The organism is Streptomyces sp. NPDC043685, assembly GCF_056436585.1.
Genome location: NZ_JBWKCH010000002.1, coordinates 553,839 through 578,516, shown reverse-complemented (window position 1 = coordinate 578,516; position 24,678 = coordinate 553,839). Strand labels below are relative to the sequence as shown.

Annotated in this window: 25 protein-coding genes; 8 read left to right on the top strand and 17 right to left on the bottom strand. The window is 72.4% G+C overall.

Annotated features, from left to right (window positions below):
* Positions 1–196 precede the first annotated feature (196 nt).
* The 4 genes from AC0665_RS07340 (at position 197) to AC0665_RS07325 (ending at position 3,605) form a co-directional block, all read left to right on the top strand.
* The gene (locus AC0665_RS07340; protein ID WP_478602361.1) at positions 197–1,258 is read left to right on the top strand and encodes a M4 family metallopeptidase; all 1,062 of its coding nucleotides are present in this window, start codon (positions 197–199) and stop codon (positions 1,256–1,258) included.
* Positions 1,259–1,278: 20 nt separating this feature from the next.
* Positions 1,279–1,545, top strand: coding sequence for a protealysin inhibitor emfourin (locus AC0665_RS07335; RefSeq protein WP_363118725.1), 267 nt, complete (start codon positions 1,279–1,281; stop codon positions 1,543–1,545).
* 58 nt (positions 1,546–1,603) lie between these two features.
* Positions 1,604–2,926, top strand: a complete 1,323-nt coding sequence (locus AC0665_RS07330; protein ID WP_478602359.1) for a GH1 family beta-glucosidase — start codon at positions 1,604–1,606, stop codon at positions 2,924–2,926.
* Between the two features lie 232 nt (positions 2,927–3,158).
* Positions 3,159–3,605: an ATP-binding protein gene (locus AC0665_RS07325; RefSeq protein WP_468633771.1), complete on the top strand. Its 447-nt coding sequence runs from the start codon at positions 3,159–3,161 to the stop codon at positions 3,603–3,605.
* 12 nt (positions 3,606–3,617) lie between these two features.
* Here AC0665_RS07325 and era read toward each other — a convergent pair whose 3' ends face one another.
* A complete protein-coding gene (gene era, locus AC0665_RS07320) occupies positions 3,618–4,580 on the bottom strand; it encodes a GTPase Era (protein WP_363118729.1) in 963 nt (320 codons plus the stop codon).
* 160 nt (positions 4,581–4,740) lie between these two features.
* On the opposite strand from era, the gene AC0665_RS07315 reads away from it, so the two are divergent.
* Both AC0665_RS07315 and AC0665_RS07310 read left to right on the top strand, forming a co-directional pair.
* Positions 4,741–6,051: an ammonium transporter gene (locus tag AC0665_RS07315; RefSeq protein WP_468408931.1), complete on the top strand. Its 1,311-nt coding sequence runs from the start codon at positions 4,741–4,743 to the stop codon at positions 6,049–6,051.
* Positions 6,048–6,386 (top strand): P-II family nitrogen regulator, encoded by a 339-nt coding sequence (locus AC0665_RS07310; RefSeq protein WP_362232660.1) that lies wholly within the window; start codon positions 6,048–6,050, stop codon positions 6,384–6,386. Before AC0665_RS07315 ends, AC0665_RS07310 begins: the two co-directional genes overlap by 4 nt.
* Before the next feature lie 112 nt (positions 6,387–6,498).
* On the opposite strand, the gene AC0665_RS07305 is transcribed toward AC0665_RS07310, so the two are convergent.
* The 8 genes from AC0665_RS07305 to AC0665_RS07270 all read right to left on the bottom strand — a co-directional run bounded on the left by AC0665_RS07305 (position 6,499) and on the right by AC0665_RS07270 (position 13,759).
* Positions 6,499–6,852 carry a cytidine deaminase gene (locus tag AC0665_RS07305; protein ID WP_363118731.1) on the bottom strand — a complete coding sequence of 118 codons (354 nt, stop codon included), beginning with the start codon at positions 6,850–6,852 and terminating at the stop codon, positions 6,499–6,501.
* Positions 6,853–6,872: 20 nt separating this feature from the next.
* A complete protein-coding gene (locus AC0665_RS07300) occupies positions 6,873–7,232 on the bottom strand; it encodes an MmcQ/YjbR family DNA-binding protein (protein ID WP_478507774.1) in 360 nt (119 codons plus the stop codon).
* A complete protein-coding gene (locus AC0665_RS07295; RefSeq protein WP_468408935.1) occupies positions 7,229–8,533 on the bottom strand; it encodes a hemolysin family protein in 1,305 nt (434 codons plus the stop codon). Before AC0665_RS07295 ends, AC0665_RS07300 begins: the two co-directional genes overlap by 4 nt.
* Positions 8,534–8,541: 8 nt before the next feature.
* A complete protein-coding gene (ybeY, locus tag AC0665_RS07290) occupies positions 8,542–9,039 on the bottom strand; it encodes an rRNA maturation RNase YbeY (protein ID WP_030239729.1) in 498 nt (165 codons plus the stop codon).
* Positions 9,040–9,053: 14 nt separating this feature from the next.
* Positions 9,054–10,121, bottom strand: a complete 1,068-nt coding sequence (locus AC0665_RS07285; RefSeq protein WP_478507775.1) for a PhoH family protein — start codon at positions 10,119–10,121, stop codon at positions 9,054–9,056.
* Positions 10,122–10,253: 132 nt separating this feature from the next.
* Positions 10,254–11,387 (bottom strand): carbohydrate kinase family protein, encoded by a 1,134-nt coding sequence (locus AC0665_RS07280; protein WP_468408940.1) that lies wholly within the window; start codon positions 11,385–11,387, stop codon positions 10,254–10,256.
* Between the two features lie 138 nt (positions 11,388–11,525).
* Positions 11,526–12,815, bottom strand: a complete 1,290-nt coding sequence (locus AC0665_RS07275; RefSeq protein ID WP_478704594.1) for a glucarate dehydratase family protein — start codon at positions 12,813–12,815, stop codon at positions 11,526–11,528.
* Entirely contained in the window at positions 12,812–13,759 is a 948-nt protein-coding gene (locus AC0665_RS07270) for a 5-dehydro-4-deoxyglucarate dehydratase (protein WP_478704593.1), read from the bottom strand. Before AC0665_RS07270 ends, AC0665_RS07275 begins: the two co-directional genes overlap by 4 nt.
* Positions 13,760–13,853: 94 nt before the next feature.
* Between AC0665_RS07270 and AC0665_RS07265 the strand changes: the two genes are divergently transcribed.
* On the top strand, positions 13,854–14,636 hold the full coding sequence (locus tag AC0665_RS07265; protein WP_478704592.1) for an IclR family transcriptional regulator: 783 nt from the start codon (positions 13,854–13,856) through the stop codon (positions 14,634–14,636).
* Between the two features lie 204 nt (positions 14,637–14,840).
* The gene (locus AC0665_RS07260; RefSeq protein WP_478704591.1) at positions 14,841–16,193 is read left to right on the top strand and encodes an MFS transporter; all 1,353 of its coding nucleotides are present in this window, start codon (positions 14,841–14,843) and stop codon (positions 16,191–16,193) included.
* 13 nt (positions 16,194–16,206) lie between these two features.
* Here AC0665_RS07260 and AC0665_RS07255 read toward each other — a convergent pair whose 3' ends face one another.
* From AC0665_RS07255 to AC0665_RS07220, 8 genes are all read right to left on the bottom strand, one after another.
* Positions 16,207–17,199 (bottom strand): adenosine deaminase, encoded by a 993-nt coding sequence (locus AC0665_RS07255; RefSeq protein WP_478704590.1) that lies wholly within the window; start codon positions 17,197–17,199, stop codon positions 16,207–16,209.
* A 20-nt stretch (positions 17,200–17,219) separates the two neighbouring features.
* The gene (locus AC0665_RS07250; RefSeq protein WP_478704589.1) at positions 17,220–18,125 is read right to left on the bottom strand and encodes a ribonuclease Z; all 906 of its coding nucleotides are present in this window, start codon (positions 18,123–18,125) and stop codon (positions 17,220–17,222) included.
* 6 nt (positions 18,126–18,131) lie between these two features.
* Complete coding sequence (locus AC0665_RS07245; RefSeq protein ID WP_468408953.1) at positions 18,132–18,485, bottom strand: histidine triad nucleotide-binding protein; 354 nt, start codon at positions 18,483–18,485, stop codon at positions 18,132–18,134.
* A gap of 98 nt (positions 18,486–18,583) precedes the next feature.
* Positions 18,584–21,775 (bottom strand): S41 family peptidase, encoded by a 3,192-nt coding sequence (locus AC0665_RS07240; protein ID WP_478704588.1) that lies wholly within the window; start codon positions 21,773–21,775, stop codon positions 18,584–18,586.
* A 45-nt stretch (positions 21,776–21,820) separates the two neighbouring features.
* The gene (locus tag AC0665_RS07235; protein ID WP_478602345.1) at positions 21,821–22,366 is read right to left on the bottom strand and encodes a hypothetical protein; all 546 of its coding nucleotides are present in this window, start codon (positions 22,364–22,366) and stop codon (positions 21,821–21,823) included.
* 49 nt (positions 22,367–22,415) lie between these two features.
* A complete protein-coding gene (locus AC0665_RS07230; RefSeq protein ID WP_468408958.1) occupies positions 22,416–22,808 on the bottom strand; it encodes a VOC family protein in 393 nt (130 codons plus the stop codon).
* A 26-nt stretch (positions 22,809–22,834) separates the two neighbouring features.
* Complete coding sequence (locus AC0665_RS07225; RefSeq protein ID WP_363118747.1) at positions 22,835–23,575, bottom strand: 16S rRNA (uracil(1498)-N(3))-methyltransferase; 741 nt, start codon at positions 23,573–23,575, stop codon at positions 22,835–22,837.
* A complete protein-coding gene (locus tag AC0665_RS07220; protein ID WP_478704587.1) occupies positions 23,572–24,642 on the bottom strand; it encodes a nitronate monooxygenase in 1,071 nt (356 codons plus the stop codon). Before AC0665_RS07220 ends, AC0665_RS07225 begins: the two co-directional genes overlap by 4 nt.
* Positions 24,643–24,678 lie beyond the last annotated feature (36 nt).

The window sequence follows — 24,678 nt, the reverse complement described above, 5'->3', positions numbered from 1 at the left end:
CGCATGATGCGCAGCATGCTAGCCGAGCCTCTCCCGGCGCGTGGGGTCGTATCAGTATGCGGGACCCGGCTCACAAACGGGACAAAAAGTGCGCTATACCACTCCGCCACGGAGAGTGAGCGTCGTTGTCCCGGTATTTCACCAATCATGGTGGCGACTAGTGACAGTTTCGTCACGCAGTGCAAGGGTGCCGGGCATGACGACCCACGGGGGCTTCGAGCCCGTCTTCTGCACCATCGTTCCGCCTCATGTCCTCGACAAGCTCGCCCAGGCCGAGGACCCCGCGCTCGCCGGTCCGGCCCGCCGCACCCTCCAGCGCGACGCCTACGAGCGCACCCAGCGCCGCCTCACCACGGTCATCGGTGCGCGGGCCGTCGCCGCGCTCGCCGACGGCAGGCCGCAGCGCACCGTCCACGACGCCCGGCACGGCACCGGCCTGCCCGGCCACAAGGTCCGCGGCGAGGGCGACAAGCCCGGCAAGGACGCCACCGTCAACCGCGCCTACGCCGGGCTCGGCGCCACCTTCGAGCTGTTCCTCCAGGCCTACCGGCGCGACTCCATCGACGGCAACGGCCTGCCGCTGAACGCGACGGTGCACTACGACCGCGACTACAACAACGCGTTCTGGAACGGCGAGCAGATGGTCTTCGGGGACGGCGACGGGGAGATCTTCCTCGACTTCACCATCCCGATCGACGTCATCGGCCACGAACTCGCCCACGGCGTCACGCAGTACACCGCCAACCTCACCTACTTCGGCCAGCCCGGCGCGCTCAACGAGTCCCTGTCCGACGTCTTCGGCGCCCTGATCAAGCAGTACACGCTCGGCCAGACCGCCGCCGAGGCCGACTGGCTGATCGGCGCGGGCCTGCTCGCCCCGCGGGTGTCGGGCACGGCCCTGCGCTCCATGAAGGCACCGGGCACGGCCTACGACGACGACGTCCTGGGCAAGGACCCGCAGCCGGCGACGATGGACGACTTCGTGCGCACCGGGCGGGACAACGGCGGCGTCCACATCAACTCGGGCATCCCGAACCACGCCTTCTACCTCGCGGCCACGGCCCTCGGCGGCCACGCCTGGGAGCGCGCGGGACAGGTCTGGTACGACGTGCTGACCGGCGGCGAGCTCACGCAGCAGGCCCTGTTCGCCGACTTCGCGGGCCTCACCGTGAAAGCGGCCAGGGAGCGGTTCGGCGACGGCGAGGAACTGGACGCCGTGGCGAAGGCCTGGGAGCAGGTCGGGGTGCGGACCCCGTAGTTCCGTACTAGACAGGGGGCATGCGGATTCAGGTGAGGCGCACGGGCGGGTTCGCGGGCATCGAGCGGCACGCCGAGGTGGACACCTCGGGCCGGGCCGATGCCTCCGAGTGGCACGCCCTGACCGAGCGGGCGGTCGCCGACGCCCGGAGCACGCCCCCCGTCGGGGTCCCGGACGGGTTCGCCTACCAGCTCACGGTGGACGGCAGGACCGTGTACTGCGCGGACCCCCGGCTGACGCGGGAGCAGCGCGAGCTGATCTCGCGGGTGCTGAAGGAAGGCGCGTAACGGCTCCTTCCCGCCCGGGCGTTGACTTCCGTTACCGACGGTACGGATGATCCACCGCATGGCGACTGACGCGATCGACCCGATCCCCCGTTTCCCCGACGGCTTCCTCTGGGGCGTGTCCACCTCGGCGCACCAGATCGAGGGCGCCGCGGACGAGCGCGAGCCGTCCGTGTGGGACGCGTTCACGGCCGAGCCGGGACGGGTGAAGGACGGCTCGACGGCGGCGGTGGCCTGCGACCACGTCCACCGCCACCGCGAGGACGTGGCACTCCTGGCCGGCCTCGGCGTGAACGCCTACCGCTTCTCGGTCTCCTGGCCCCGGGCGCGCTCGGAGAAGGGCCTGGACTTCTACGACCGGCTGGTCGACGACCTGTGCGCGGCCGGCGTCCGCCCGGTGCCGACGCTGTTCCACTGGGACCTGCCGGCGGACCTGGACTGGCTGGAGCGGGACACCGCCGAGCGCTTCGCCGAGCACGTGTCGCGGGTCGCGGGGCGGCTGGGCGACCGCGTGACGAAGTGGATCACCCTCAACGAGCCCGCCGAGCACACCCTGCTGGGCCACGCCCTGGGCACGCACGCGCCGGGGAAGCGGCTGATGTTCGACGCGCTGCCGGCCGCCCACCACCAGCTGCTCGCGCACGGCCTGGCCGTCCGGGCCCTGCGCGCCTCGGGTGCCGGCGACATCGGCATCGCCAACTCGCACGGCCCGACCTGGGCCGCGTCCACCGAGGCGGCCGACCTGGAGGCGGCGGAGTTCTACGACCTGCTGCTGAACCGCCTGTTCGCGGACCCGCTGCTGCTGGGCCGGTACCCGGACGGCATCGGCGAGCTGATGCCGGGGGACGTCGAGGCCGACCTCAAGGTGATCGCCGAGCCGCTCGACTGGTACGGCGTCAACTACTACGCGCCGACCCGGGTCGGTGCCCCGCAGGGCGCGGAGATCGAGTTCGGCGGGGTCACCATGCCCGCCGAACTGCCCTTCTCCGTCCGCGAGATCGAGGGACGGCCGGTGACGGACTTCGGCTGGCCGGTCGTCCCCGAAGGGCTCACCGAGCTCCTCACGACCTTCCGCGACCGCTACGGCGACCGGCTCCCGCCCGTCGTCATCACCGAGAACGGCTGCTCGTACCCGGGCGTCGACGACCAGCACCGCATCGCCTACCTGGACGGCCACGTCCGGGCCCTGCACCGGGCGGTGGAGGCCGGTGTCGACGTGCGCGGCTACTTCGTGTGGTCCCTGCTCGACAACTTCGAGTGGGCGGAGGGCTACGCACGCCGTTTCGGCCTGGTCCACGTCGACTTCGACACCCTGGAGCGGACCCCGAAGGCGTCCTACCACTGGTACCGGGAGCTGCTGCGGGCGCAGGCGCCCACGGCTTGATGCCCACCCCGGACCACAGGCCGACCATGGCGTTCTCCAGGCGGCGGATGGTCAGCGGTGTGACGCGCAGACCCTGGCCGCGTCGTCGAGGGTGGTTGCAGCGTGAACTGCTTTGCGAGCATAGTTACTTGTGTGGCCAGGGTTCCGGAAGTACCAAACGCCCGTTCCGGACGGCCCGTTGTCCGCTCGGTCCTTCCCTGACTTCGCCCACCCCCCACGGAAGGCGATCGCCGTGTCCCCCCACACGACCTCCACTCCCCGGTTCCTGGACGCGGTGCGCCCGGGCCGCACCGACTGGCTGGAGCTGCCGCCGCAGCGCACCAGTGCCCGAGCCGCCCGTCAGGCGCTGCGCGCCCGGCTGATGTCGTGGCAGGTGCCCGACGAGGTGTGCGCGAACGCCGTCCTGCTCGTGTCCGAGCTGGTCACCAACGCCGTGCTGCACACGCTCAGCGAGCGGATCCTGTGCGGCGTCCAGCTGATGGCGGACGCGCGCTTCCGGCTGGAGGTGCACGACGGCGATCGCACCGGCCGCGGCATCCCGGACCGCCGCCCCGGCCTCGACGACGAGGGCGGCCGGGGCCTGCTGCTCGTGCGGGAGATGGCCGACAGCTGGGGCATCACCCGCTCGGCCCTGACGGGCGGCAACGCGGTGTGGGCGAGCCTGCGGACGGCCCTGTAGCGCTCCGCCGGGTCAGAACCCCAGCTTGCGCAACTGCCGGGGATCGCGCTGCCAGTCCTTGGCGACCTTCACGTGCAGGTCCAGGAAGACCGGCGTGCCCAGCAGCGCCTCGATCTGCTTGCGGGACTTGATGCCGACCTCCTTCAGGCGCTTGCCCTTGGGGCCGATGATGATGCCCTTCTGGCTGGGGCGCTCGATGTAGACGAAGGCGTGGATGTCGAGCAGGGGCTTGTCGGCGGGGCGGTCCTCACGCGGGAGCATCTCCTCGACGACGACCGCGATGGAGTGCGGCAGTTCGTCACGGACGCCCTCCAGCGCGGCCTCGCGGATCAGCTCCGCGATCATGACCTGCTCGGGTTCGTCGGTCAGGTCGCCCTCGGGGTAGAGCGCGGGGCCCTCGGGCAGCAGCGGGACGAGCAGGTCGGCCAGCAGATCCACCTGCTGGTCGGCGACGGCCGAGACCGGCACGATCTCGGCCCACTCGAAGCCCAGCTCCTTGCCGAGCTGGTCGATGGCGATCAGCTGCTCGGCGAGCGTCTTGCTGTCCACCAGGTCGGTCTTGGTGACGATGGCGATCTTCGGCGTCTTCTTGATGGACGCCAGTTCCTTCGCGATGAAGCGGTCGCCGGGACCGAGCTTCTCGTTCGCCGGGAGGCAGAAACCGATCACGTCGACCTCGGCCCACGTCGTGCGCACGACGTCGTTGAGCCGCTCGCCGAGCAGGGTGCGCGGCTTGTGCAGCCCCGGGGTGTCGACCAGGATCAGCTGGGCGTCCGGGCGGTGCACGATGCCCCGCACGGTGTGCCGCGTGGTCTGCGGCTGGTTCGCCGTGATCGCCACCTTCTGGCCGACCAGAGCATTCGTGAGGGTGGACTTGCCCGCGTTGGGGCGGCCCACGAAGCAGGCGAAGCCGGCCCTGTGCACAGCTCCGGCCGGCTCTTCGGATGACTGGGTACGAACGCTCATGGCGCCCATTGTCCCTGATCCACGGAGCCGCCCCGCACCGGACGCCTCTCGTGAGCTCCTCGAAACCCTTACGCAACGAAACGTCACGGAAACACACCCGTACGCAACCGGAAACGCGGGACGGTGAACCTTCGACGAGCCCCCGGAGCCCCCACCCGTTGGAGACACCGTGCCTCTGGCCGCCGCAACCGCCGACACCGGCGACACCGCCTGGCTGCTCGCCGCCACCGCCCTCGTCCTGCTCATGACCCCGGGCCTGGCCCTCTTCTACGGCGGCATGGTCCGCACGAAGAGCGTGCTCAACATGCTGATGATGAGCTTCGTGTCCATCGCCTTGGTGACGGTGGTGTGGCTGGCGGCCGGCTACTCCCTGGCCTTCGGGGAGGACGCCGCGGGGGGTCTCATCGGGGGCCTGGAGCACGCCGGGATGAGCGGCCTCGGCCCGGACAGCGTCCAGGGCACGGTCCCGACGGTCCTGTTCGCCACCTTCCAGCTCACCTTCGCGATCGTCACGGCCGCCCTGGTCAGCGGCGCGGTCGCCGACCGGGCCAAGTTCGGCGCGTGGCTGGTCTTCGTGCCGGTGTGGGCGCTGCTCGTATACGTTCCGGTCGCGCACTGGGTGTGGGGCCCGGGTGGCTGGATCCTGGAGAGGCTGGGTGCCCTGGACTTCGCCGGCGGGCTGCCCGTGGAGATCGTCTCCGGTGCCTCGGGGCTGGCGTTGTGCCTGGTCCTGGGCCCGCGCCTGGGCTTCAAGAAGGACGCCATGCGCCCGCACAACCTGCCCATGGTGATGCTGGGCGCCGGTCTGCTCTGGTTCGGCTGGTTCGGCTTCAACGCCGGTTCCGCACTCGGCGCCAACGGCCTCGCGGCCGCCGCGTTCCTCAACACCCTGGCCGCGGGCTGCACCGGCCTGCTGGGCTGGCTCTTCGTGGAGCAGAAGCGCGACGGCCATCCCACGACCCTGGGCGCCGCGTCCGGCGCGGTCGCGGGCCTGGTCGCCATCACCCCGTCCTGCGGGTCCGTCTCCCTGCTCGGCGCGCTGGTGGTGGGGCTGGCCGCCGGTGTCGTCTGCTCGTACGCCGTGAGCTGGAAGTTCAAGCTGAACTACGACGACTCCCTGGACGTCGTCGGCGTCCACCTGGTCGGCGGGATCATCGGCACGCTCCTCATCGGCGTCTTCGCCGTCGAGTCGATGACGGGCGGCGCCGAGGGCCTCCTGTACGGCGGCGGCCTCGCCCAGCTCGGCAAACAGCTGCTGGCCGTGGTCGTGGTGGCGGGGTACGCGTTCGGCGTGACGTACGGGATCGGGCGGCTGATCGACACCGTGATGGGCTTCCGGGCGAGCGAGGAGCAGGAGCAGACCGGCCTGGACCTTACGGTGCACGCCGAGACGGCCTACGATCACGGGGTCCTGGGCCACGGCGCCCCGGTCTCCTCCTCCGTCGTCTCCCCCGCCCAGAAGGTCACCCCCCAGGCATGAAGCTCATCACCGCGATCGTCAAGCCGTACCGCCTCGACGAGGTCAAGAACGCCCTTCAGGAACTCGGCGTGCACGGCCTGACCGTGAGCGAGGCCAGCGGCTACGGCCGTCAGCGCGGCCACACCGAGGTGTACCGCGGCGCCGAGTACCGGGTGGACCTGGTGCCCAAGGTCCGGATCGAGGTCGTCGTCGAGGACGCCGACGCCGAGGCCGTCATCGACGCGGTCGTCAAGGCCGCGCACACCGGCAAGATCGGCGACGGCAAGGTGTGGGCGCTGCCCGTCGACACGGTCGTGCGGGTGCGGACGGGCGAACGCGGCCCCGACGCGCTCTGACAGCGGGGCCGCGCCGCTCGTCGGCGGTCACACCGGAGTTCCGCCGGCCGGGCCGTTCGAGCCGACCGAGGGGGCGCAGGCGCGGCCGCCGGGCCTCAGCCCGCCGAGACCGTCAGCCCGCCGAGACCGTCAGCCGGACGACCCCGTCGAACCCCGCCACCAGCACGGGCGTCTCCGCGCCGCCGAGGTCGCGCACGGCCGCCCGGTCCTCCTCGGAGGCGGTCTCCGCCTGTGTCACGACCGCCGCCGCCTCCAGGGACGTCGCGCCCGAGGCCACCGCCATCGCCACCGCCGTCCGCAGGGCACTGAGCTTCAGGGAGTCGAGGGCCACGGTGCCCGCGACATAGGTACGTCCGGTCTCGTCCCGTACGGCGGCGCCCTCGGGCACGCCGTTGCGGGCCCGCGCGGTACGGGCCAGGGTGACGATCTTGCGGTCCTCGGGGTCGAGCGCGCTGCTGTCGGTCATGATCCGAGCATACGGAAGCGTCAGGGGCGGTCGAGGCGGAGGCGGTCCGCTCGCGGCAGACCCGCGACGACCAGGTCGTAGGAGTCCTCGATGAGCTCCTTGACCAGCTCGTTGGGGAGTCCGCCGTCGACGGTGACCGTGTTCCAGTGGCGCTTGTTCATGTGCCAGCCCGGGACGATCAGCCCCTCGTGCTCGCGGCGCAGGCGGATCGCCTCCTCCGGGTCGCACTTGAGGTTGGCCTTCAGGGGGCGCGCGTCGAGGTGCGACAGGGCGAAGAGCTTGCCCCGCACCTTGAAGACCGAGATCTCCGGGCTGAACGGGAAGTCCTCCACGGCCGCGTTGAAGGACAGGCAGAACGCGCGCAGCTCCTGCGGGGTCATTCCGTTTCCTCCTCCCTGGGCGGGTCCGCCGGCTCCACCGGCTCCGCGAGCACCGTCACGATCTTGTTCCGGCGGCCGGCCGCGGCCTCGGCGGTCAGGCGCAGCTCCCGGCCGTCGGGGAGGGCGACGAGGGAGGACGCCCCGGCGATGGGCACGCGGCCCAGCGCCTTGGCCAGCAGACCGCCGACCGTCTCGACGTCCTCGTCGTCGAAGGCCTCCAGGCCGTACAGCTCGCCCAGGTCCCCGATGTCGAGGCGGGCGGTGACCCGGAAGCGGTCCTTGCCGAGGTCCTCCACGGGCGGCAGTTCACGGTCGTACTCGTCGGTGATCTCGCCGACGATCTCCTCGAGGATGTCCTCGATGGTGACGATGCCGGCCGTGCCGCCGTACTCGTCGATGACGACGGCGACGTGGTTGCGTTCCTTCTGCATCTCGCGCAGCAGGTCACCGGCGTTCTTGGTGTCGGGCACGAAGAACGCGGGACGCATGGCCGTGGACACCTGCTCGGACTCGGCGTCGCGGCTGATGTGCGTCTTGCGGACCAGGTCCTTCAGATACACGATCCCGACGATGTCGTCCTCGCTCTCGCCGGTCACCGGGATGCGGGAGAAGCCGGAGCGCAGGGCGAGGGTGAGGGCCTGGCGGATGGTCTTGAAGCGCTCGATGACCACCAGGTCCGTGCGCGGGACCATGACCTCCCGCACGAGCGTGTCGCCGAGCTCGAAGACCGAGTGCACCATGCGGCGCTCCTCGTCCTCGATCAGGGACTCCTTCTCGGCGAGGTCGACCAGCGCGCGCAGCTCCGCCTCGGAGGCGAACGGGCCGCGCCGGAAGCCCTTGCCGGGGGTGAGGGCGTTGCCGATGAGGATGAGCAGCGACGGGATCGGGCCCATGATCCGGGCCAGCGGCACCAGGACGTACGCGGAGACCGTCGCGGTGTTCAGCGGGTGCTGCCGGCCGATGGTGCGCGGGGAGACGCCGACGGCGACGTACGACACGAGGACCATGACCGCGATGGCGACCAGGAGGGCCTCGGTGGTGCCGTCGAACGCCTTGAGGCAGCCGTAGGTGATCAGCGCGGCGGCGGCCATCTCGCAGGCGACACGGACCAGCAGCGCCACGTTCAGGTAGCGGGTGGGGTCGGCGGCGACCTGGGAGAGCTTGGCGCTGCCGCGGCGGCCGGAGCGCACCGCCTCCTCGGCCCGGAAGCTGGAGACCCGGGCGAGGCCCGCCTCCGCGCAGGCGGCGAGCCAGGCCACGACGACCAGGGCGATGGCGCCCAGAGCGAGTTGAGGACTCATCGGCGGGCTCAGGAGACCGTCGGCGCCGGGGAGGGGCCGGTCAGGCCCCGCTCCGCGCGCCAGCCGTCCACGATGGCCGCCTGGAGACCGAACATCTCGGCCTTCTCGTCCGGTTCCTCGTGGTCGTAGCCCAGCAGGTGCAGCACCCCGTGGACGGTGAGCAGCTGGAGCTCCTCGTCCATGGAGTGCTGCGTCTCGGCTTCCTTGCCCTGCTTCTCGGCGACCTCGGGGCACAGCACGATGTCGCCGAGCAGGCCCTGCGGCGGCTCGTCGTCGTCCTTGGAGGGCGGCCGCAGCTCGTCCATCGGGAAGGACATGACATCCGTGGGGCCCGGGAGGTCCATCCACTGGATGTGGAGCTGCTCCATGGCGTCGGCGTCCACGACGATCACCGAGAGCTCGGAGAGCGGGTGGATGCGCATCCGCGCCAGCGCGTAGCGGGCGATGTCGAGGATCGCCTGCTCGTCGACCTCGGTGCCGGACTCGTTGTTGACGTCGATCGACATGGTGCTGTGTGTGTCTACTTCCCCTTGTGCCCGGACTTGCCCCGGCTCTTGTGCGTGCCGTTCTGGGTGCCGTGCGTGGTGTCGTACTTCTCGTACGCGTCGACGATACGGCCCACCAGCTTGTGCCGGACGACGTCCTGGGACGACAGCCGGGAGAAGTGGACGTCGTCCAGGCCGTCCAGGATGTCCTGCACCTGGCGCAGACCGCTCTTCGTCCCGTCGGGGAGGTCGACCTGCGTCACGTCACCCGTGATCACGATCTTCGAGTCGAAGCCGAGGCGGGTGAGGAACATCTTCATCTGCTCGGGGCTGGTGTTCTGGGCCTCGTCCAGGATGATGAAGGCGTCATTCAGGGTTCTTCCGCGCATGTAGGCCAGCGGCGCGACCTCGATGGTGCCCGCGGCCATCAGGCGCGGGATCGAGTCCGGGTCCAGCATGTCGTGCAGCGCGTCGTACAGAGGCCGCAGGTACGGGTCGATCTTCTCGTAGAGCGTGCCCGGGAGGAAGCCGAGCCGCTCTCCGGCCTCGACGGCGGGGCGGGTCAGGATGATGCGGTTGACCTGCTTGGACTGCAGGGCCTGCACGGCCTTGGCCATGGCCAGGTAGGTCTTGCCGGTGCCGGCGGGGCCGATGCCGAAGACGATGGTGTGCTTGTCGATGGCGTCGACGTAGCGCTTCTGGTTGAGCGTCTTGGGACGGATCGTGCGGCCGCGCGAGGACAGGATGTTCTGCGTGAGCACCTCGGCCGGGGTCTCCTGGCCGTCGCTCTCGCCGTTGTCGCTCGCCTTGAGCATGGCGATCGAGCGTTCCACTGCGTCCTCCGTCATCGGCTGCCCGGTGCGGAGCACCAGCATCATCTCGTCGAACACGCGCGAAATGAGGGCGACGTCCTTGGGGTCGCCGACCGCGCTGATCTCGTTGCCCCGGACATGGATGTCGGCCGCCGGGAAGGCCTTCTCGATCACGCGCAGGAGGGAATCGCCGGAGCCCAGAACGGTCACCATGGGGTGCTGGGCGGGGACGGTGAGCTGTGCTCTCGCCTGCTCCTGCGCGGGGGTGTGAGCTGTGGGTGTCTGAGTCATGGGCCGGCGCTGAAGGCCTGCGGTTCCTCCTCGTCACGGCCGCGCAGCTGAGGGCGGCCTCGCGACTCCCAGGGTACGACGGGGGAGTGACAAGGCCGTAGGGGTTTTGGAGGCGGGCTTTTCACCGGGGCGTCACGCCGAGCGGCGGAAGCCGATGGTGGGGACGGCCCTGCGCAACGGCCAGGGCCTCACCAGCTCCTCCGAGACGAGCCCCGCGAGGAACCCGTACCGCTCCAGGGCCTGCGGTGACTGCTCCTGGACCGACTGCACCTCGCGCCACCAGGCCGCGATCTCCGACCAGCCCGGCGCCGACAGCGAGCCTCCGAACTCCTGCACCGACAGCGCCGCCGTCAGCCCGGCGAAGGCCAGCCGGTCGGCCAGCGGCCAGTCCGCCAGGGTCCCGGTCACGAACCCGGCGACGAACACGTCGCCCGCGCCGGTCGGGTCGAGCGCCTCGACGGCGATGGCCGGCACCTCCGCCGTCTCGCCCGTGCGCCGGTCCACGGCGTACGCCCCCTCCGCGCCGAGGGTGACCACCGCGAGCGGCACGTACTCGGTCAGGGCGTGGGCGGCGGCCCGGGGGCAGTCCGCGCCGGTGTAGCGCATGGCCTCCTCGGCGTTGGGCAGGAACGCCTCGCAGTGCCGCAGGTCGGGCAGGCCGGCCAGGTCCCAGGCGCCGGTGTCGTCCCAGCCGACGTCGCCGAACACCCGGGTGCCGTTGCTCGCGGCCTGGGCGATCCAGGGCGCGCTCACGCCGGGGGCGAGGGAGGCGACGGCCGCGCGGGCGCGGGGAGGGCACTCGGGCGCGGGCTCCTCGGGGGGCGGCTCGTGGCCGTGCGAGACCATGGTGCGCTCGCCCTCGTAGGCCATGGAGACGGTCACCGGGGAGTGCCAGCCGGGCACCGTGCGCGACGGGGAGAGGTCGATGCCCTCGCCGTGCTCCAGGGCGTCCCAGCAGTAGTCGCCGTAGTGGTCGTCGCCGAAGGCCGCCGCGAGGGACGTGCGCAGGCCGAGGCGGGCCAGGGCGGTCGCCATGTTGGCGACGCCGCCGGGGCTCGACCCCATGCCGCGCGCCCAGGACTCGGTGCCGCGCACCGGGGCGGAGTCGAGGCCGGTGAAGATGATGTCCAGGAAGACGGTGCCGGTGAGGTAGACGTCCCAGGGCGGGTCGTCCGGTGTGCGCAGCGGGGCGAGGGGATCGACCTGGCTCTGGCGGTGCGATCCCCTTCCCGGGCCCTTCCCGGCCGGGGTGGCGGACGCGATCACGATGCGCTCCCTGACGTGGTGCGGATCAGGCCAGTCTGCACCACGTCGCCCAGGGCATGACGTCGATCACGCCGGAGCCGCCCGTCCCGTCAGCGCACGGCGGACCCTCGCGCGCCCCCCGCCCCGGTGGGAGCGGTGCTACCAGCGCGGCATGGCGGGCGTCACCCACCCGGGGTCGGCGATCCGCATCGCCGCCGCGTCGTCGCGGTCCCGCAGGGCACCGTCGTCGTCCAGCCACCGCCGGTGCAGCGCGGCCAGCCGCTCGCGGTCGAGTTCCACACCGAGGCCGGGGGCGTCGGACACGGCGACCTTGCCGTCCTCGAAGGCGAGCCGCTCGGTGAGGACGTCCTCCGACTGCCAGGGGTAGTGGGAGTCGCAGGCGTGGTGGAGGTCCGGGACGGTGGCCGCCACGTGGGTCATCGCGGCCAGCGAGATGCCCAGGTGGGTGTTGGAGTGCATGGACACGCCGACGCCGAAGGTGCGGCAGACGGCGGCGAGCTGCTGGGTGTTGCGCAGCCCGCCCCAGTAGTGGTGGTCGGACAGCACGACCTGGACGGCGCCCCGGGTGAACGCCTCCTCGATCTCGGCGAAGGTCGTCACGCACATGTTGGTGGCGAGCGGCACTCCGGTGCGCTCGGCGACCTCGGCCATGGCGGGGGTGCCGAGCGCCGGGTCCTCCAGGTACTCCAGGACGCCGGCGAGTTCCTCCGCCACCCTCACGGACGTCTCGACGGACCAGGCGCCGTTCGGGTCGAGCCGCAGCGGATGCCCCGGGAAGGCCTCGGCGAGGGCCCGCACGGCCGCGATCTCCTGGTCGGGCGGGAAGACGCCGCCCTTGAGCTTGAAGGAGGTGAAGCCGTGGCGCTCGGTGAACCGCCGGGCCTGTTCCACCACCCCGGCCGGGTCGACGGCGGCTCCCCAGTCGTCCTTCTCGCAGGCGACGCCCTCCGGATGGGCGGCCCACTTGTAGAACAGGTAGGCGCTGTACTCGACGGCGTCGCGGACCTTGCCGCCGAGGAGGGTGTGCACGGGCAGTCCGAGCGCCTTGCCGAGGGCGTCCAGGCAGGCGACCTCGAAGCCGGAGACGACGGACAGCCGCAGTTTGCCGGCGGTCTGGACGCCGCGCAGCCCGCCGACGTCCACGGCGTCGCGCACGCGGGAGGCGTCCACCGCGACCTGGTCCGCGACCGTGAACAGGCCGTTCAAATCGCTGACCTGGCGTCCTTTCAGCCGCTCGGCGAAGGGCCGGGCCAGTTCCAGGTACGCGGCGTCGCCGTAGGTCTCCCCCACACCGGTGACGCCGTCGGCCGTGACGACCTCGACGATCAGCCGGGGCGTGTACGGCTGGTGCACGCCCTGGGTGTTCAGCAGCGGCGGGTCCGCGACCAGGACGGGCGTCAGCCGTACGTCGGCGATGGCGAGGTTCACAGGGCGGCTCCCACGAGGTCGAGTCCGGTGGTGAGGACGGCGGTGAGGGCCGCGAGGTCGGCGGGCGAGGGATCGGTGAGCGGGGCGCGCACCGGCCCCACCGGGTGCCCGCGCAGCCGGGCCGCCGCCTTCACCAGGGACACGGCGTAGCCGGGGACGCGGTCGCGCAGTTCGACGAACGGGACGTAGAAGTCGCGCAGCAGCTTGTCGACCGTGCCGTGGTCGCCGTCGTTCAGCGCGGTGAAGAAGGCGCCGGCGATCTCGGGGGCGAAGGCGTGGACGGCGGAGGAGTAGGCGGGGACGCCGACGGTGGCGTAGGCGCGGGCCTGGAGCTCGGCGGTGGAGGCGCCGTTGAAGAACAGGAAGCCCTCGGGCGCGGCCAGGGTGAGGCGCTGGAGCCGGTCGAGGTCGCTGTGGCCGTCCTTGAGGCCGATGACGTTCGGCAAGGCGGCGACGCGGCGCAGCGAGTCGGCGGTGAAGGCGACCTGGCCGCGCTGGTAGGCGATCAGGGGCAGCGGGGTGCGGGCGGCGATCCGCTCCAGCTGGGCGACCAGGCCGTCCTGCGGGGCGGCGACCAGGTAGTGCGGCAGCACGAGGAGTGCGTCGGCTCCGGCGTCCTCGGCGATGCGCGCGAACCGGGCGGCCTGTGCCCAGCCGTAGCCGGTGCCCGCGACGACGGGGACGCGGCCCGCGGCCTCCTCGACGGTGATGGTGACGACCTGCCGGTACTCGTCCTCGTCGAGTGAGAAGAACTCGCCGGTGCCGCAGGCCGGGAAGACGGCGCCGGGCGCGGCGGCGAGCCGCCCCGCGACGTGGGCGCGGAAGCCGTCCGGGTCGAGGGTGCCGTCGTCGTGGAAGGCGGTCAGCGGGAACGACAGCACGCCGCCCGCCATTCCGTCCCGCAGCCGTCGCGCGACCGCCGTAGGACCAGCGCTCACGGTCATCTCCCATCTCCTCATGTAGACCTCATCCATATATGAGAATGAGGGTTGGGTATGCGAACGTCAACCGCCCGGACGACGCGATTACCATCGGCGCATGTCAGACACAGGGGGCGTCCGCGAGGTGAAGTCGGCGGCGCGCACGGTCGAGTTGCTGGAACTCCTCGCCGCGCGCGGCGACCGCCCGGCCCGGCTCCAGGAGCTGGCCGACACGCTCGGCGTGCCGCGCAGCTCGATGTACGCGCTGCTCCAGACCCTGATCTCGCACGGCTGGGTGCGCACCGACGTCACCGGCTCCCTCTACGGCATCGGCATCCACGCGCTGCTCACCGGCACGAGCTATCTCGACTCCGATCCCCGGGTCCGGGCGGTGCGGCCGTATCTCGACGAGGCGTCCGAGGCGCTCGGCGAGACCATCCACATGGGCCGCCTGGACGGCCGGGACGTGGCCTACCTGGCCACACGGGAGTCGCACGAGTACCTGCGGACGATCAGCCGGGTGGGGCGGCGCCTGCCCGCCCACGTGGGCGCCCTGGGCAAGGCCCTGCTGGCCGAACGCCCCGACGCGGAGCTGCCCGAGGGGCCGTACGAGGCACTGACGCCGCACTCGCACACCAGCCGGGAGTCCCTGGCGGCCGACCTCGCGCGGGTCCGGGCCCGCGGCTGGTCCGTCGACCGCGAGGAGGGCGTGACGGGCATCGTCGGCTTCGGATTCGCACTGCGCTACGACACCCCCGCGCTGGACGCCATCAGCTGCTCGGTGCCGGTCGCCCGGCTCACACCCGCGCACGAGGAGCGGATCGTCGCGGTGATGCGGGAGATCCGGATCAAGGCCGAGGCGACGGTTCCGGCGGGGTCCGGATCGGTGCACTGGCGGTAGCGGGAACGCCGGCGACGCCCGGCGAGGGGCGCTCGTTTACCCGGGCTTCACCACCCCAAACACAACGTGCTCCAGATCACACGCCCCGGGCTCCCGTGTCCGACAACGTGCTTGATACAAATTGCTCGCGCGTTCCTGTCCGTCGACGGTCGTCGCCCCATCCCCCTTTTCTCGCCGCTCCTTTCGCATGCCCTGGGAACGCCCGTGTTCGCCCCCCGCACCACTCCCTGGCCCCTCGTCGCCCTTTTCACGGCCGGGTACCTCGCTCCGTATCTGCTGCCCACCACCGTCGGCAGACTCGATGCGGACCTACCCCTCTCCGCCACGCAGGCCGGAGCCGTCGGCAGCGCCCTGCTGCTGAGTTCGGCCGCCGCCGGATTCGCCCTGGCCTCCCGGGTCGAACGGATCGGAGCCCGCGCCCTCGCCCGGCTCGGCCTCGCCCTGGCCCTGCTCGGCTACGGCGGTGCCGCCCTGACCACCGCGATCCCCGCCGTCGTCGCCGGCGCGATGGTCGGCGGGTTCGGCTCCGGCACCGCCACCACCGTCGCGGCGACCCTCATCGCCGGGCTGGGGGCACCCCCTGCTCGAGCGGAGCCGAGAGCTTGGGGGAGGGACCCGCACCGGGCGTCCACCGCCGGGCTGCTCAGCGTCTCCGCCCTCGCGGGCGCCGTGTATCTGACGGTGCCGCACCTCGGCCCGGGGCACGGTCTGCCGCTGGCCGCGATCGCGCTCACGGCCCTGGCCGTGTGGCCGCTCACCGGCCGCCTCCCCGCCGGTACGCCCGTCACGCCCGCGCGGCACAACAACGCCCGGCTGCCCCATGCCCGTTCGGGGCTGGTGCTGGCCGCCGCCATGGTGTGCTGGTCGCTCGCCCAGAACGCGCTGTGGGGCGTGAGCGGCCGGATCGGGATCGAGCAGGTGCACCTCGGCGAGGCCACCGTCGGGGTCGTCTTCGCGCTCGGGCTCGGCGCGGGCCTTGCCGGTGTCCTCGCGGCGGGTGCCCTCGGGGCCCGGCTGGGACGTGCCGTGCCCATCGGCGGCGGCACGATCCTCATCGCCGCCTGCATCGCCCTCAGCGCCTCCGCGACCGACCTGGGCGGCTTCGCGGCCGGCGAGATCGCCTGGAACACGCTCTACCCGGTGGTGCTGTCGTACCTCATCGGACTCGCCGCCTCGCTCGACCCGCGCGGCCGCTGGGCGGTGCTGGTCGGCTCGGCGTCCTCGCTGGGCACCGCCGTCGGGCCGCTGACCGGCAGCGTGCTCTCGGCGCAGGCCGGGTTCCCGGTCATGGGCGCGGTGCTCGGCGCGGGCCTGCTCGTGATCGCCCTGCCGATGACCGCCGTCGCCCTGCACACCGGCGGACGCCCGCTGCTGCCCGGGGCGATCCGCCGCCGCGGCGGCCACCCGGCAGCCCTGGTCGCCGCCGCCACCGGCACCCCCACCGGCGTCGTCCCCGAGATCGGCGCCCCGGAGCAGCCGGTGGTGGAGATCCCCGTGGAGGCCGCCGCCGTCCCCGCCCAGCGTGCCTACGGCAAGGCGGGGTCGGAGGTCTTCTGAGACCGGCCGGGGGCTATCCGAAGGTGTAGGCCTCGACCTCGGCGAGATACCGCGCCCGCAGCTCCTCGTCGTCCTCCAGGAAGGAGGCGAGGAAGGAGTTGCGGGCCAGCTCGCGCAGGCGCTCCTCGGTGAGGCCGAGGGTGGCGCGCACGGCGTCGAAGTTGTCGCCGGCGTAGCCGCCGAAGTAGGCCGGGTCGTCGGAGTTGACCGTGCACATCAGGCCCGCCTCCAGCATGGCGGGCAGCGGGTGGTCGGCGAGGGTGTCGACCGTGCGCAGCCGGACGTTGGACAGGGGGCACAGGGTCAGCGGCACCCGGTCGCGCACCAGCCGCTCCACCAGCGCCGGGTCCTCCACACAGCGCAGCCCGTGGTCGACCCGCTCGACGCCGAGGACGTCCAGGGCCTCGGTGATGTACTCCGGCGGGCCCTCCTCACCGGCGTGGGCGACCCGCCGCAGACCGAGCGCCGCGGCGGCCTCGTAGACCTCGCGGAACTTCACCGGTGGGTGCCCGACCTCGGCGGAGTCGAGTCCGATGCCGGTGATCCGGTCCAGATAGGGCTTGGCGGCGTCCAGCGTGGCCAGGGCCGACTCGGCGGACTCGTCGCGCAGGAAGCAGAGGATCAGCCGGGTCGAGACGCCGTGGTTCACCTCGCTGTTCCCCAGCGCCCGCCACAGCCCCTCGACGACCGTGCCGATCTCCAGGCCGCGGCCGGTGTGGGCCTGCGGGTCGAAGAAGATCTCCGCGTGCCGCACGCCCTGGGCGGCGGCCCGGTCGAGATAGGCGTTCGCCAGGTCCTCGAAGTCCCGCTCGGTGCGCAGGACGGCCATGAGCTCGTAGTACAGGTTCAGGAAGGACTGGAGGTCCTCGAAGCGGTAGGCCTCGCGCAGCTCGTCCGTGGTGGCGTACGGCAGCGTGACGCCGTTGCGCGCGGCGAGCTCGAAGGCGAGTTCCGGTTCCAGGGTGCCTTCGATGTGAAGGTGCAGTTCGGCTTTGGGGAGGGACATCAATTCATCGTACGGCCGTTTCACCGACGCTTCGGAACCGGCACCCTCAGCAGATCGCGGGCCACGGTCAGCTCGCCGTCGTACCCGGCGGCCCGGGCCTGCCGCTCGAACTCCTCCGGGTCGGTGTAGCGCTGGCTGAAGTGGGTCAGCACGAGGTGCCGCACACCGCCGTCCCGGGCCACCCGCGCGGCCTGAGCAGCCGTCAGGTGTCCGTGTTCCACGGCGAGTTGCTCGTCCTCGTCGAGGAAGGTCGACTCGATGACGAGCAGGTCGCAGCCCTCGGCGAGCGCGTGCACGCCGTCGCACAGCCGGGTGTCCATGACGAAGGCGAACCGCTGCCCGCGCCGGGTCTCGCTGACGTCGTCGAGTGAGACTCCGCCGAGCTCTCCCTCGCGCTGGATGCGTCCGACGTCCGGCCCCTTGATGCCGTGCGCGGCGAGCCGCTCGGGCAGCATGCGCCGGCCGTCGGGCTCGACGATCCGGTACCCGTACGACTCCACCGGGTGCGACAGCTTCCGGGCCTGAAGCGTGTAGCCGCCGGTGCGGGCGAGGGGTCCGTCGGTGTCGATGGGCGCCTCGGTGATGCCGACGGTCTCGCGGTAGGCGGTGGCGTACCGCAGCCGGTCGAAGAAGCGCTGCCCGGAGCGGGGGTAGTGGGCGGTGATCTCGTGCGGGACCTTGTCGAGGTTGATGCGCTGGATCACTCCGGCGAGGCCGAGGGAGTGGTCACCGTGGAAGTGCGTGACGCAGATCCGGTTGAGGTCGTGCGCGGCGACCCCGGCACGCAGCATCTGGCGCTGCGTGCCCTCGCCGGGGTCGAAGAGGATGCCCTCGCCGTCCCAGCGCAGCAGGTAGCCGTTGTGGTTGCGGTGCCGGGTCGGGACCTGGCTGGCGGTGCCGAGCACCACGAGTTCGCGTACGGACAAGGCGGACTACCCGGGGGGCCATGCGAGGCCGCGGCCGCCGAGCACATGGCCGTGGACGTGCCACACCGTCTGGCCGGCGCCGCTGCCGGTGTTGAAGACGAGGCGGTAGCTGTCGAGCTTCTCCTCGTCGGCGACGGCCTGGGCCTCGCGCAGCACGTCGGCGGTGAGGGCCGGGTCGGCGGCGGCGAGGGCGGCGGCGTTCTCGTAGTGCGCCTTGGGGATGATCAGGACGTGGGTGGGGGCCTGGGGGTTGATGTCGCGGAACGCGATGGTGGTGTCCGTCCGGCGGACGATCGTCGCCGGGACGGTGCCTGCGACGATCTTGCAGAACAGGCAGTCTTCCTGGGGCTCCCCTGCCATTTTCCCTCCGGGGGTTGGCCGAATATGGTCCGACTCGGGCATCGTATCGTCGTCTTGTGCGGGTGCGTTGTGGCTGGTCGCGCAGTTCCCCGCGCCCCTTAGGTGGGCAGGCCCGGGGGCGTTTTGGCGGGTGCTGTCTCCAGGCTTTCCAGTGCCAGTCGGATTGCTTCGTCCAGTTGGGTGTCCTTGCCCGCCGCGTAGTCCTGGGGGCGTTGGACGATCTCCACGTCCGGATCCACCCCGTGGTTCTCCACGCCCCACTCGTAGCCCTCCAGCCAGAAGGCGTACTTGGGCTGGGTGACCAGGGTGCCGTCGACCAGGCGGTAGCGGCTGTCGATGCCGATGACGCCGCCCCAGGTGCGGGTGCCGACGACCGGGCCGAGACCCAGGGCCTTGATCGCCGCGTTGACGATGTCGCCGTCGGAACCGGAGAACTCGTTGGCGACGGCGACGACGGGGCCGCGCGGGGCGTCCTCCGGGTAGCTGTAGGCGCGCATGCCGCGCGGCACCGCCCAGCCGACGATGCGGCGGGCCAGCTTCTCCACGACCAGCTGCGAGGTGTGGCCGCCCCGGTTCTCGCGGACGTCGACGACCAGGCCCTCGCGGGCGACCTCGACGCGCAGGTCGCGGTGGATCTGGGCCCAGCCGGGCGCCTGCATGTCCGGGACGTGGAGGTAGCCGAGACGGCCGCCCGACGTCTCGTGGACGTAGGCGCGGCGGTCGGCGACCCAGGCGTGGTAGCGCAGGGGTTCCTCGTCCGCGACCGGGACGACGACGGCGTGCCGGGGGTCGCCGCCGCCGGACGGGGAGACGGTCAGCTCGACCGGCTTGTTCGCCGTGCCGATCAGCAGCGGGCCGGGGCCGGTCACCGGGTCGACCGGCTGTCCCGCGACCGCGACGATCGCGTCCCCGGGGCGGATCGCGACGCCGGGCGCGGCCAGCGGGCTGCGGGCGTCCGGGTCGGAGGTCTCGGAGGGCAGGATGCGGTCGACGCGCCAGCTGCCGTCCTCGTGGCGGGAGATGTCGGCGCCGAGCAGGCCCTGGCGGGGGCCGCCGCCGTGGCCGCCGCGCGGGATGACATAGGCGTGCGAGGTGCCGAGTTCGCCCTGCACCTCCCACAGCAGGTCGACCAGGTCGTCGTGGGTGGCGACCCGCTCCACGACCGGCCGGTAGCGGTCGAGGACGCCGTCCCAGTCGACGCCGCTCATGTCGGGCCGCCAGAAGTGGTCCCGCATGATGCGGCCGTTCTCGTCGAACATCTGCCGCCACTCGGCCGCCGGGTCGACGAGCTGGCGGACGCGGCTCAGGTCGACGGTGATGTTGGTGTCGCTGTCGTCGTCGCTCGATGCGCGCCGGTCGCTGGGGACGACCTTCAGCCGCCCGTCGGTCCACAGCAGCACCCGCTTGCCGTCCCCGCTGACCGCGAAGTGGTCGGCGTCGGCGGCCAGATGCTCCACCCGCTGCTGGGCGAGGTCGTAGCGCTCCAGCTCGGACTTGGGGTCGGCGTCGTCGGGGGTGGCCCGGGACGCGCCGAGCACGCCGGTGACCGGGTGGCGCAGCCACAGGACGCCGTCCTTGGCGGCGCGCAGGTTCGAGTAGCGGGCGGCCTCGACCGGGAAGGGCACGATGCGGTCGGCGAGGCCTTCGAGGTCGATGCGGGTGGTGGGGGTGCCCTCGCTGTCGGGGGTCTCGTCCCGGTCGGGCGTCTCGAAGGACCGGCCGTGCCGCTGCGGCCCGAACGGGGAGGGCGTGGTGGCCGCGAGGGTGATCAGGTGCGGCCGGGCGCCGACCACGAAGGCCAGGTCGAAGACGTGTTCGTCGTAGACCGGGTCGAAGGAGCGGGTCGACAGGAACGCGAGGTGCTTGCCGTCCATCGTGAACGCGGGCGCGTAGTCCTGGAAGCGCAGCGGGGTGGCCTCGGTGACCGACAGGTCGGTGGTGTTGGCGAGTTTCAGCTGGCACAGGGGCCGCGGGCCGGGGTGGGACCAGGCCAGCCAGGACGAGTCGGGCGAGAAGACGGGCCCCGACACATCGCCGTTCTCGCTGCGGTCGACCTCGCGCACCTCGCCCGTCTCCCGCTCCACGAGCAGCAGGCGCCCGTCGTGGGAGGCGACCGCGGCCCGGCTGCCGTCGGGTGCCATGGCGAGGTCCAGGACCCGGCCGAGCTGCCCTGCGGCGATCCTGCGCGGAGTCGCCCCGGGGGCGAGTCCGGTGGCGGGTGCGAACTCCAGGGCGTCGTCGCCCTCGGCGTCCGTCACCCACACCACCCACTCCTCGCCGTCCGCGCGGAACGTGCGCGGCAGCCTCGCCCGCACCCCGGGCGTCGCGGCCAGGGCGCGGGCCGGCCCGGAGCGGTGGGTGACCCAGTGCACACAGCCGCGTACTGCGACGGCGCTGCCGCGCGCGGTGTGGTCGGGGGACGCCGATCCGAACCACCGGGAGGCGTTCACCGGGAAGGGCTGGAGATCGGCGCGCTGTCCGCCCAGCCGCACCTCCAGCCGCCGCGGCTCGGCGCCCTCCAGGTCGTCCAGCACCCACAGTTCACCGGCGCTGGAGTAGACGACACGGGTGCCGTCGCTCGCCGCGTGCCGGGCGTAGAAGCCTCCGAGCGGGGTGTGCCGGCGCAGGTCGGAGCCGTCGGCGAGGGAGGAGTAGAGCGCTCCGGTGCCCTCGTGGTCGGAGAGGAACCCAAGGCGCTCCCCCACCCACAGCGGATACTCGATGTTGCCGTCGAGCTGCTCGTGCAGCCGCACGAACTCCCCGTCGCCCTCCGGGTCGATCCACAACTTGCCCGCCGTACCGCCCCGGTACCGCTTCCACCAGGCCGCCTCGCGCCCCATCGGCGCGGACAGCAGCACCGTGTGCGGGCCGTGGGCCACGTCACCGACCGGCCCGTACGGCAGGGTCGTGGCCGGGCCGCCGTCCAGCGGGACGGCGCGCGCCCAGGTGCGGCGCAGGCTCGCCTGGCCCTCGGAGCTGATCGCCAGCACCTCGCCGTCCTCGGTCCAGCCGCGCACCTGGGTCTTGGGACTGCCCCAGTACGTCAGCCGCTTGCCGGGACCGCCGTCGACCGGGGCGATGAACACCTCGGGGGCGCCGTCCCTCGTGGAGGTCCAGGCGACCGTGGTGCCGTCGGGCGAGATGCGGGGCTGGGTCACCGGCATGTTGTCGGCGCTGACCCGCCAGGCCCGGCCGCCGCCGAGCGGAGCGAGCCAGACGTCGTCCTCGGCGGTGAAGGCGACCAGGTCACCGTGCACATGGGGGAACCGGAGGTAAGCAGGCGATGTCACCCGATCACCCTATGCAGGCACGCCGCCTCGCGGACAGGGTTCGGATCACTTGCCCTCGACGGGGCGGCAGTCCGGGTACCGCTCGCACCAGATGGTCTGGGTGACGGTCACCGTGACGGTCGGCCCGGGCTGCCCGTTCGGCGGCCCGCCGACGGGGGGCGGGCTGGTGGAGTCGCAGTCGCCGAGTCCGTCGACCTCGAACCACACCTTGCCGTCCACCTTGGCGGTGATGTCGCCGCGTACGCAGGCGCCGTCCACCGCGTGGGTGACCTTGCCGTCGACGGTGATGTCCTTGCCGTCGACGGTCTCGCCCTCGCAGTCGACGGTCGCCACGGTCCGCTCACGCGTCGAGGGTGACGCCTTCGTGCCGCTCTGCCCGTAGGAGGCGGTGCAGGTGAGCCACCGCACGCCCGCCTTCTGCCGGTTGAGCTCCTTGGTCACGGTCTCGTCGGTGGTGTAGGCGACGGACGCGGCGCTCACACTGCCCGGCTCGCAGGCGACCGCGCCGCCCACCGCCACCGCGGCGAACGTCGCCGCGACCGCCACGCGCCGCCCGCGCGGCCCCAGCAGATGACTCATCGAAGCCCCCATGAGAGGGAGCCTGCCACTGTCGGGGGCCGCGCGGTAGGGCGCAAAGGCGTCAGCCGCGCAGCAGCAGCCACTCCTGAAGCTCCACCACATTGCCCTCGGGGTCCTTGAGATGGGCCACCCGCATGCGGTCGGTCATGGGCGCCGGGCCGTGCAGGATCGTGGCGCCGCGCAGGGTGATCTCCTGGCAGTACGCGTCCAGCCCGTCCACCCGCAGCACGACCAGGGAGCGGTGGCCCGCCGCCGTGTCACCCATCTCGTCGAGCACCTCGGCCATCATCGACCGGTCCTGCAACGCGATCCCCGCGGAACCGACCGCGGGGCTGAACTTCTCGTACGGCCCGTGGGCCGCCCCCGACTGCGGTTTGAGGCCGAGGACCTCGCCGTAGAAGCGGTAACAGGCGGAGAAGTCGGTCACGAGCAGACGAACCTGTGCGAGTTCCACGGTGCCTCCAGGGGGTCGGGACGGGGTCAGGACCAACGTCCGGTGCGTGCCAGGAGCACGGCCGCGGCGGCCGTCCCGGCGGTCGATGTGCGCAGCACACTGCGCCCGAGGCGGTACGGCCTGGCCCCCGCCTCCTCGAACAGCGCCAGTTCCTCCGGCGCCACGCCCCCCTCGGGCCCGACGACCAGCACGATGTCGCCGGTGGCCGGCAGGTCGGCCGTGGCCAGCGGCGTGTCCCCGCTCTCGTGCAGCACGGCCGCGAACCGCGCCCCGGCCAGCAGGGCGGCGACCTGCTTGGTCGTGGCCGCCTCCGCCACCTCAGGGAAGCGCACCCGGCGTGACTGCTTGCCGGCCTCGCGGGCGGTGGCGCGCCACTTGCCCAGCGCCTTCTGCCCGCGTTCGCCCTTCCATTGCGTGATGCAGCGCGACGCCGCCCAGGGGACGATCGCGTCGACGCCGGTCTCGGTCATCGTCTCGACGGCCAGCTCCCCCCGGTCGCCCTTGGGCAGCGCCTGGACGACGGTGAGCCGCGGCTGCTCCGGCGGCTCCTCGTGCACCGCGTCCAGTTGGAGGATGAGGCGGTCCTTGCCCTCGGTGTCGAGCACGACGCAGTCCGCCCAGCGCCCGGCCCCGTCCGTGAGGACGACGTCCTCACCGGCGCGCAGCCGCTTCACCGAGACGGCGTGCCGCCCCTCGGGCCCGTCGAGGACGTACCGTCCGCCACCGCCCGCCTCGACACGCTCGACCACGAACACCGGCGCGGTCACAGCACGCCACCGCCCGTCAACGCGGCACGGGCGGCGGCCAGTTCACCGGCCAGCACCTCGACCAGCTGCCCGGCGGGGAGCTCCCGCGCCATCCGGTGCCCCTGGCCGGCCCACAGTGCCATGCCCTGCGCGTCACCGGCCTTGGCGGCGGCCTTGCGCAGCGGCGAGGTGAGGTGGTGGATCTCGGGGTAGGCGGCGGGCGCGTACGGGCCGTGCTCGCGCACGAACCGGTTGACGAGGCCGCGTGCCGGGCGGCCGGAGAACGCCCGGGTCAACTCCGTGCGCACGAACAGGGGGTTGGTCAGCGCCTGCTTGTGCAGGGGGTGCGCGCCCGACTCGTGCGTGGCCAGGAAGGCGGTGCCCAGCTGGGCCGCGCTCGCGCCCGCCGCGAGGACCGCGGCGATCTGGCCGCCGCGCATGATGCCGCCCGCGGCGATGATCGGGATGTTCACGGCCTCGCGCACCTGGGCGATCAGCGACAGCACTCCCATGCCGGACCCGTTCTCGGGGATGTCCCGGTGGGTGCCCTGGTGACCGCCGGCCTCGACGCCCTGCGCGATCACCGCGTCCGCGCCCGCCCGCTCCACGGCCCGTGCCTCGTCCGGGGTGGTCGCGGCGGCCAGCACGAAGGTGCCGACGCGGTGCAGGGTGTCGACGACCTCACGGCTCGGGACACCGAAGTGGAACGACACCACCGGCACCGGGTTGTCGCGCAGCACCACGAGCTTGGCCTCGAAGCCGTCGTCGCGTCCGCTGTCCGGATCGCCGAGCTCGGTCTCGTACCAGGTGGCCTCGCCGGCCAGCTGGTGGGCGTAGACGTCGACGGCGGCGGGGTCGGGGTACTCGGGCTGCGGCATGAAGACGTTGACACCGAAGGGCCTGTTGGTGAGGCTCCGGATCTGCTTGATCTCCTGGTACATCCCGTCGGCGGTCTTGTACCCGGCGGCGAGGAAGCCGAGCCCGCCCGCCTCGCACACGGCGGCGGCGAGCTGCGGCACGGAGACGCCGCCCGCCATGGGGGCCTGCACGATCGGGTGGGGGAAGAGATCGGTCAGTGCGGAGGACATGACGGCATGTTGTCACGTCCTCCGGACTACTCCGAA

What these genes read in the sequence shown, in the direction of transcription:
- AC0665_RS07335 (WP_363118725.1), top strand. Translation starts at nt 1,279, where the DNA reads ATGCGGATTCAGGTGAGGCGCACGGGCGGGTTCGCGGGCATCGAGCGG.
- AC0665_RS07270 (WP_478704593.1), bottom strand. Translation starts at nt 13,759, where the DNA reads ATGACCGTGAGCGCTGGTCCTACGGCGGTCGCGCGACGGCTGCGGGAC.
- AC0665_RS07305 (WP_363118731.1), bottom strand. Translation starts at nt 6,852, where the DNA reads ATGACCGACAGCAGCGCGCTCGACCCCGAGGACCGCAAGATCGTCACC.
- AC0665_RS07295 (WP_468408935.1), bottom strand. Translation starts at nt 8,533, where the DNA reads ATGAGTCCTCAACTCGCTCTGGGCGCCATCGCCCTGGTCGTCGTGGCC.
- ybeY (WP_030239729.1), bottom strand. Translation starts at nt 9,039, where the DNA reads ATGTCGATCGACGTCAACAACGAGTCCGGCACCGAGGTCGACGAGCAG.
- AC0665_RS07300 (WP_478507774.1), bottom strand. Translation starts at nt 7,232, where the DNA reads ATGACCCCGCAGGAGCTGCGCGCGTTCTGCCTGTCCTTCAACGCGGCC.
- AC0665_RS07255 (WP_478704590.1), bottom strand. Translation starts at nt 17,199, where the DNA reads ATGTCCCTCCCCAAAGCCGAACTGCACCTTCACATCGAAGGCACCCTG.
- AC0665_RS07220 (WP_478704587.1), bottom strand. Translation starts at nt 24,642, where the DNA reads ATGTCCTCCGCACTGACCGATCTCTTCCCCCACCCGATCGTGCAGGCC.
- AC0665_RS07340 (WP_478602361.1), top strand. Translation starts at nt 197, where the DNA reads ATGACGACCCACGGGGGCTTCGAGCCCGTCTTCTGCACCATCGTTCCG.
- AC0665_RS07330 (WP_478602359.1), top strand. Translation starts at nt 1,604, where the DNA reads ATGGCGACTGACGCGATCGACCCGATCCCCCGTTTCCCCGACGGCTTC.
- era (WP_363118729.1), bottom strand. Translation starts at nt 4,580, where the DNA reads ATGGGCGCCATGAGCGTTCGTACCCAGTCATCCGAAGAGCCGGCCGGA.
- AC0665_RS07235 (WP_478602345.1), bottom strand. Translation starts at nt 22,366, where the DNA reads ATGGGGGCTTCGATGAGTCATCTGCTGGGGCCGCGCGGGCGGCGCGTG.
- AC0665_RS07285 (WP_478507775.1), bottom strand. Translation starts at nt 10,121, where the DNA reads ATGACTCAGACACCCACAGCTCACACCCCCGCGCAGGAGCAGGCGAGA.
- AC0665_RS07245 (WP_468408953.1), bottom strand. Translation starts at nt 18,485, where the DNA reads ATGGCAGGGGAGCCCCAGGAAGACTGCCTGTTCTGCAAGATCGTCGCA.
- AC0665_RS07265 (WP_478704592.1), top strand. Translation starts at nt 13,854, where the DNA reads ATGTCAGACACAGGGGGCGTCCGCGAGGTGAAGTCGGCGGCGCGCACG.
- AC0665_RS07310 (WP_362232660.1), top strand. Translation starts at nt 6,048, where the DNA reads ATGAAGCTCATCACCGCGATCGTCAAGCCGTACCGCCTCGACGAGGTC.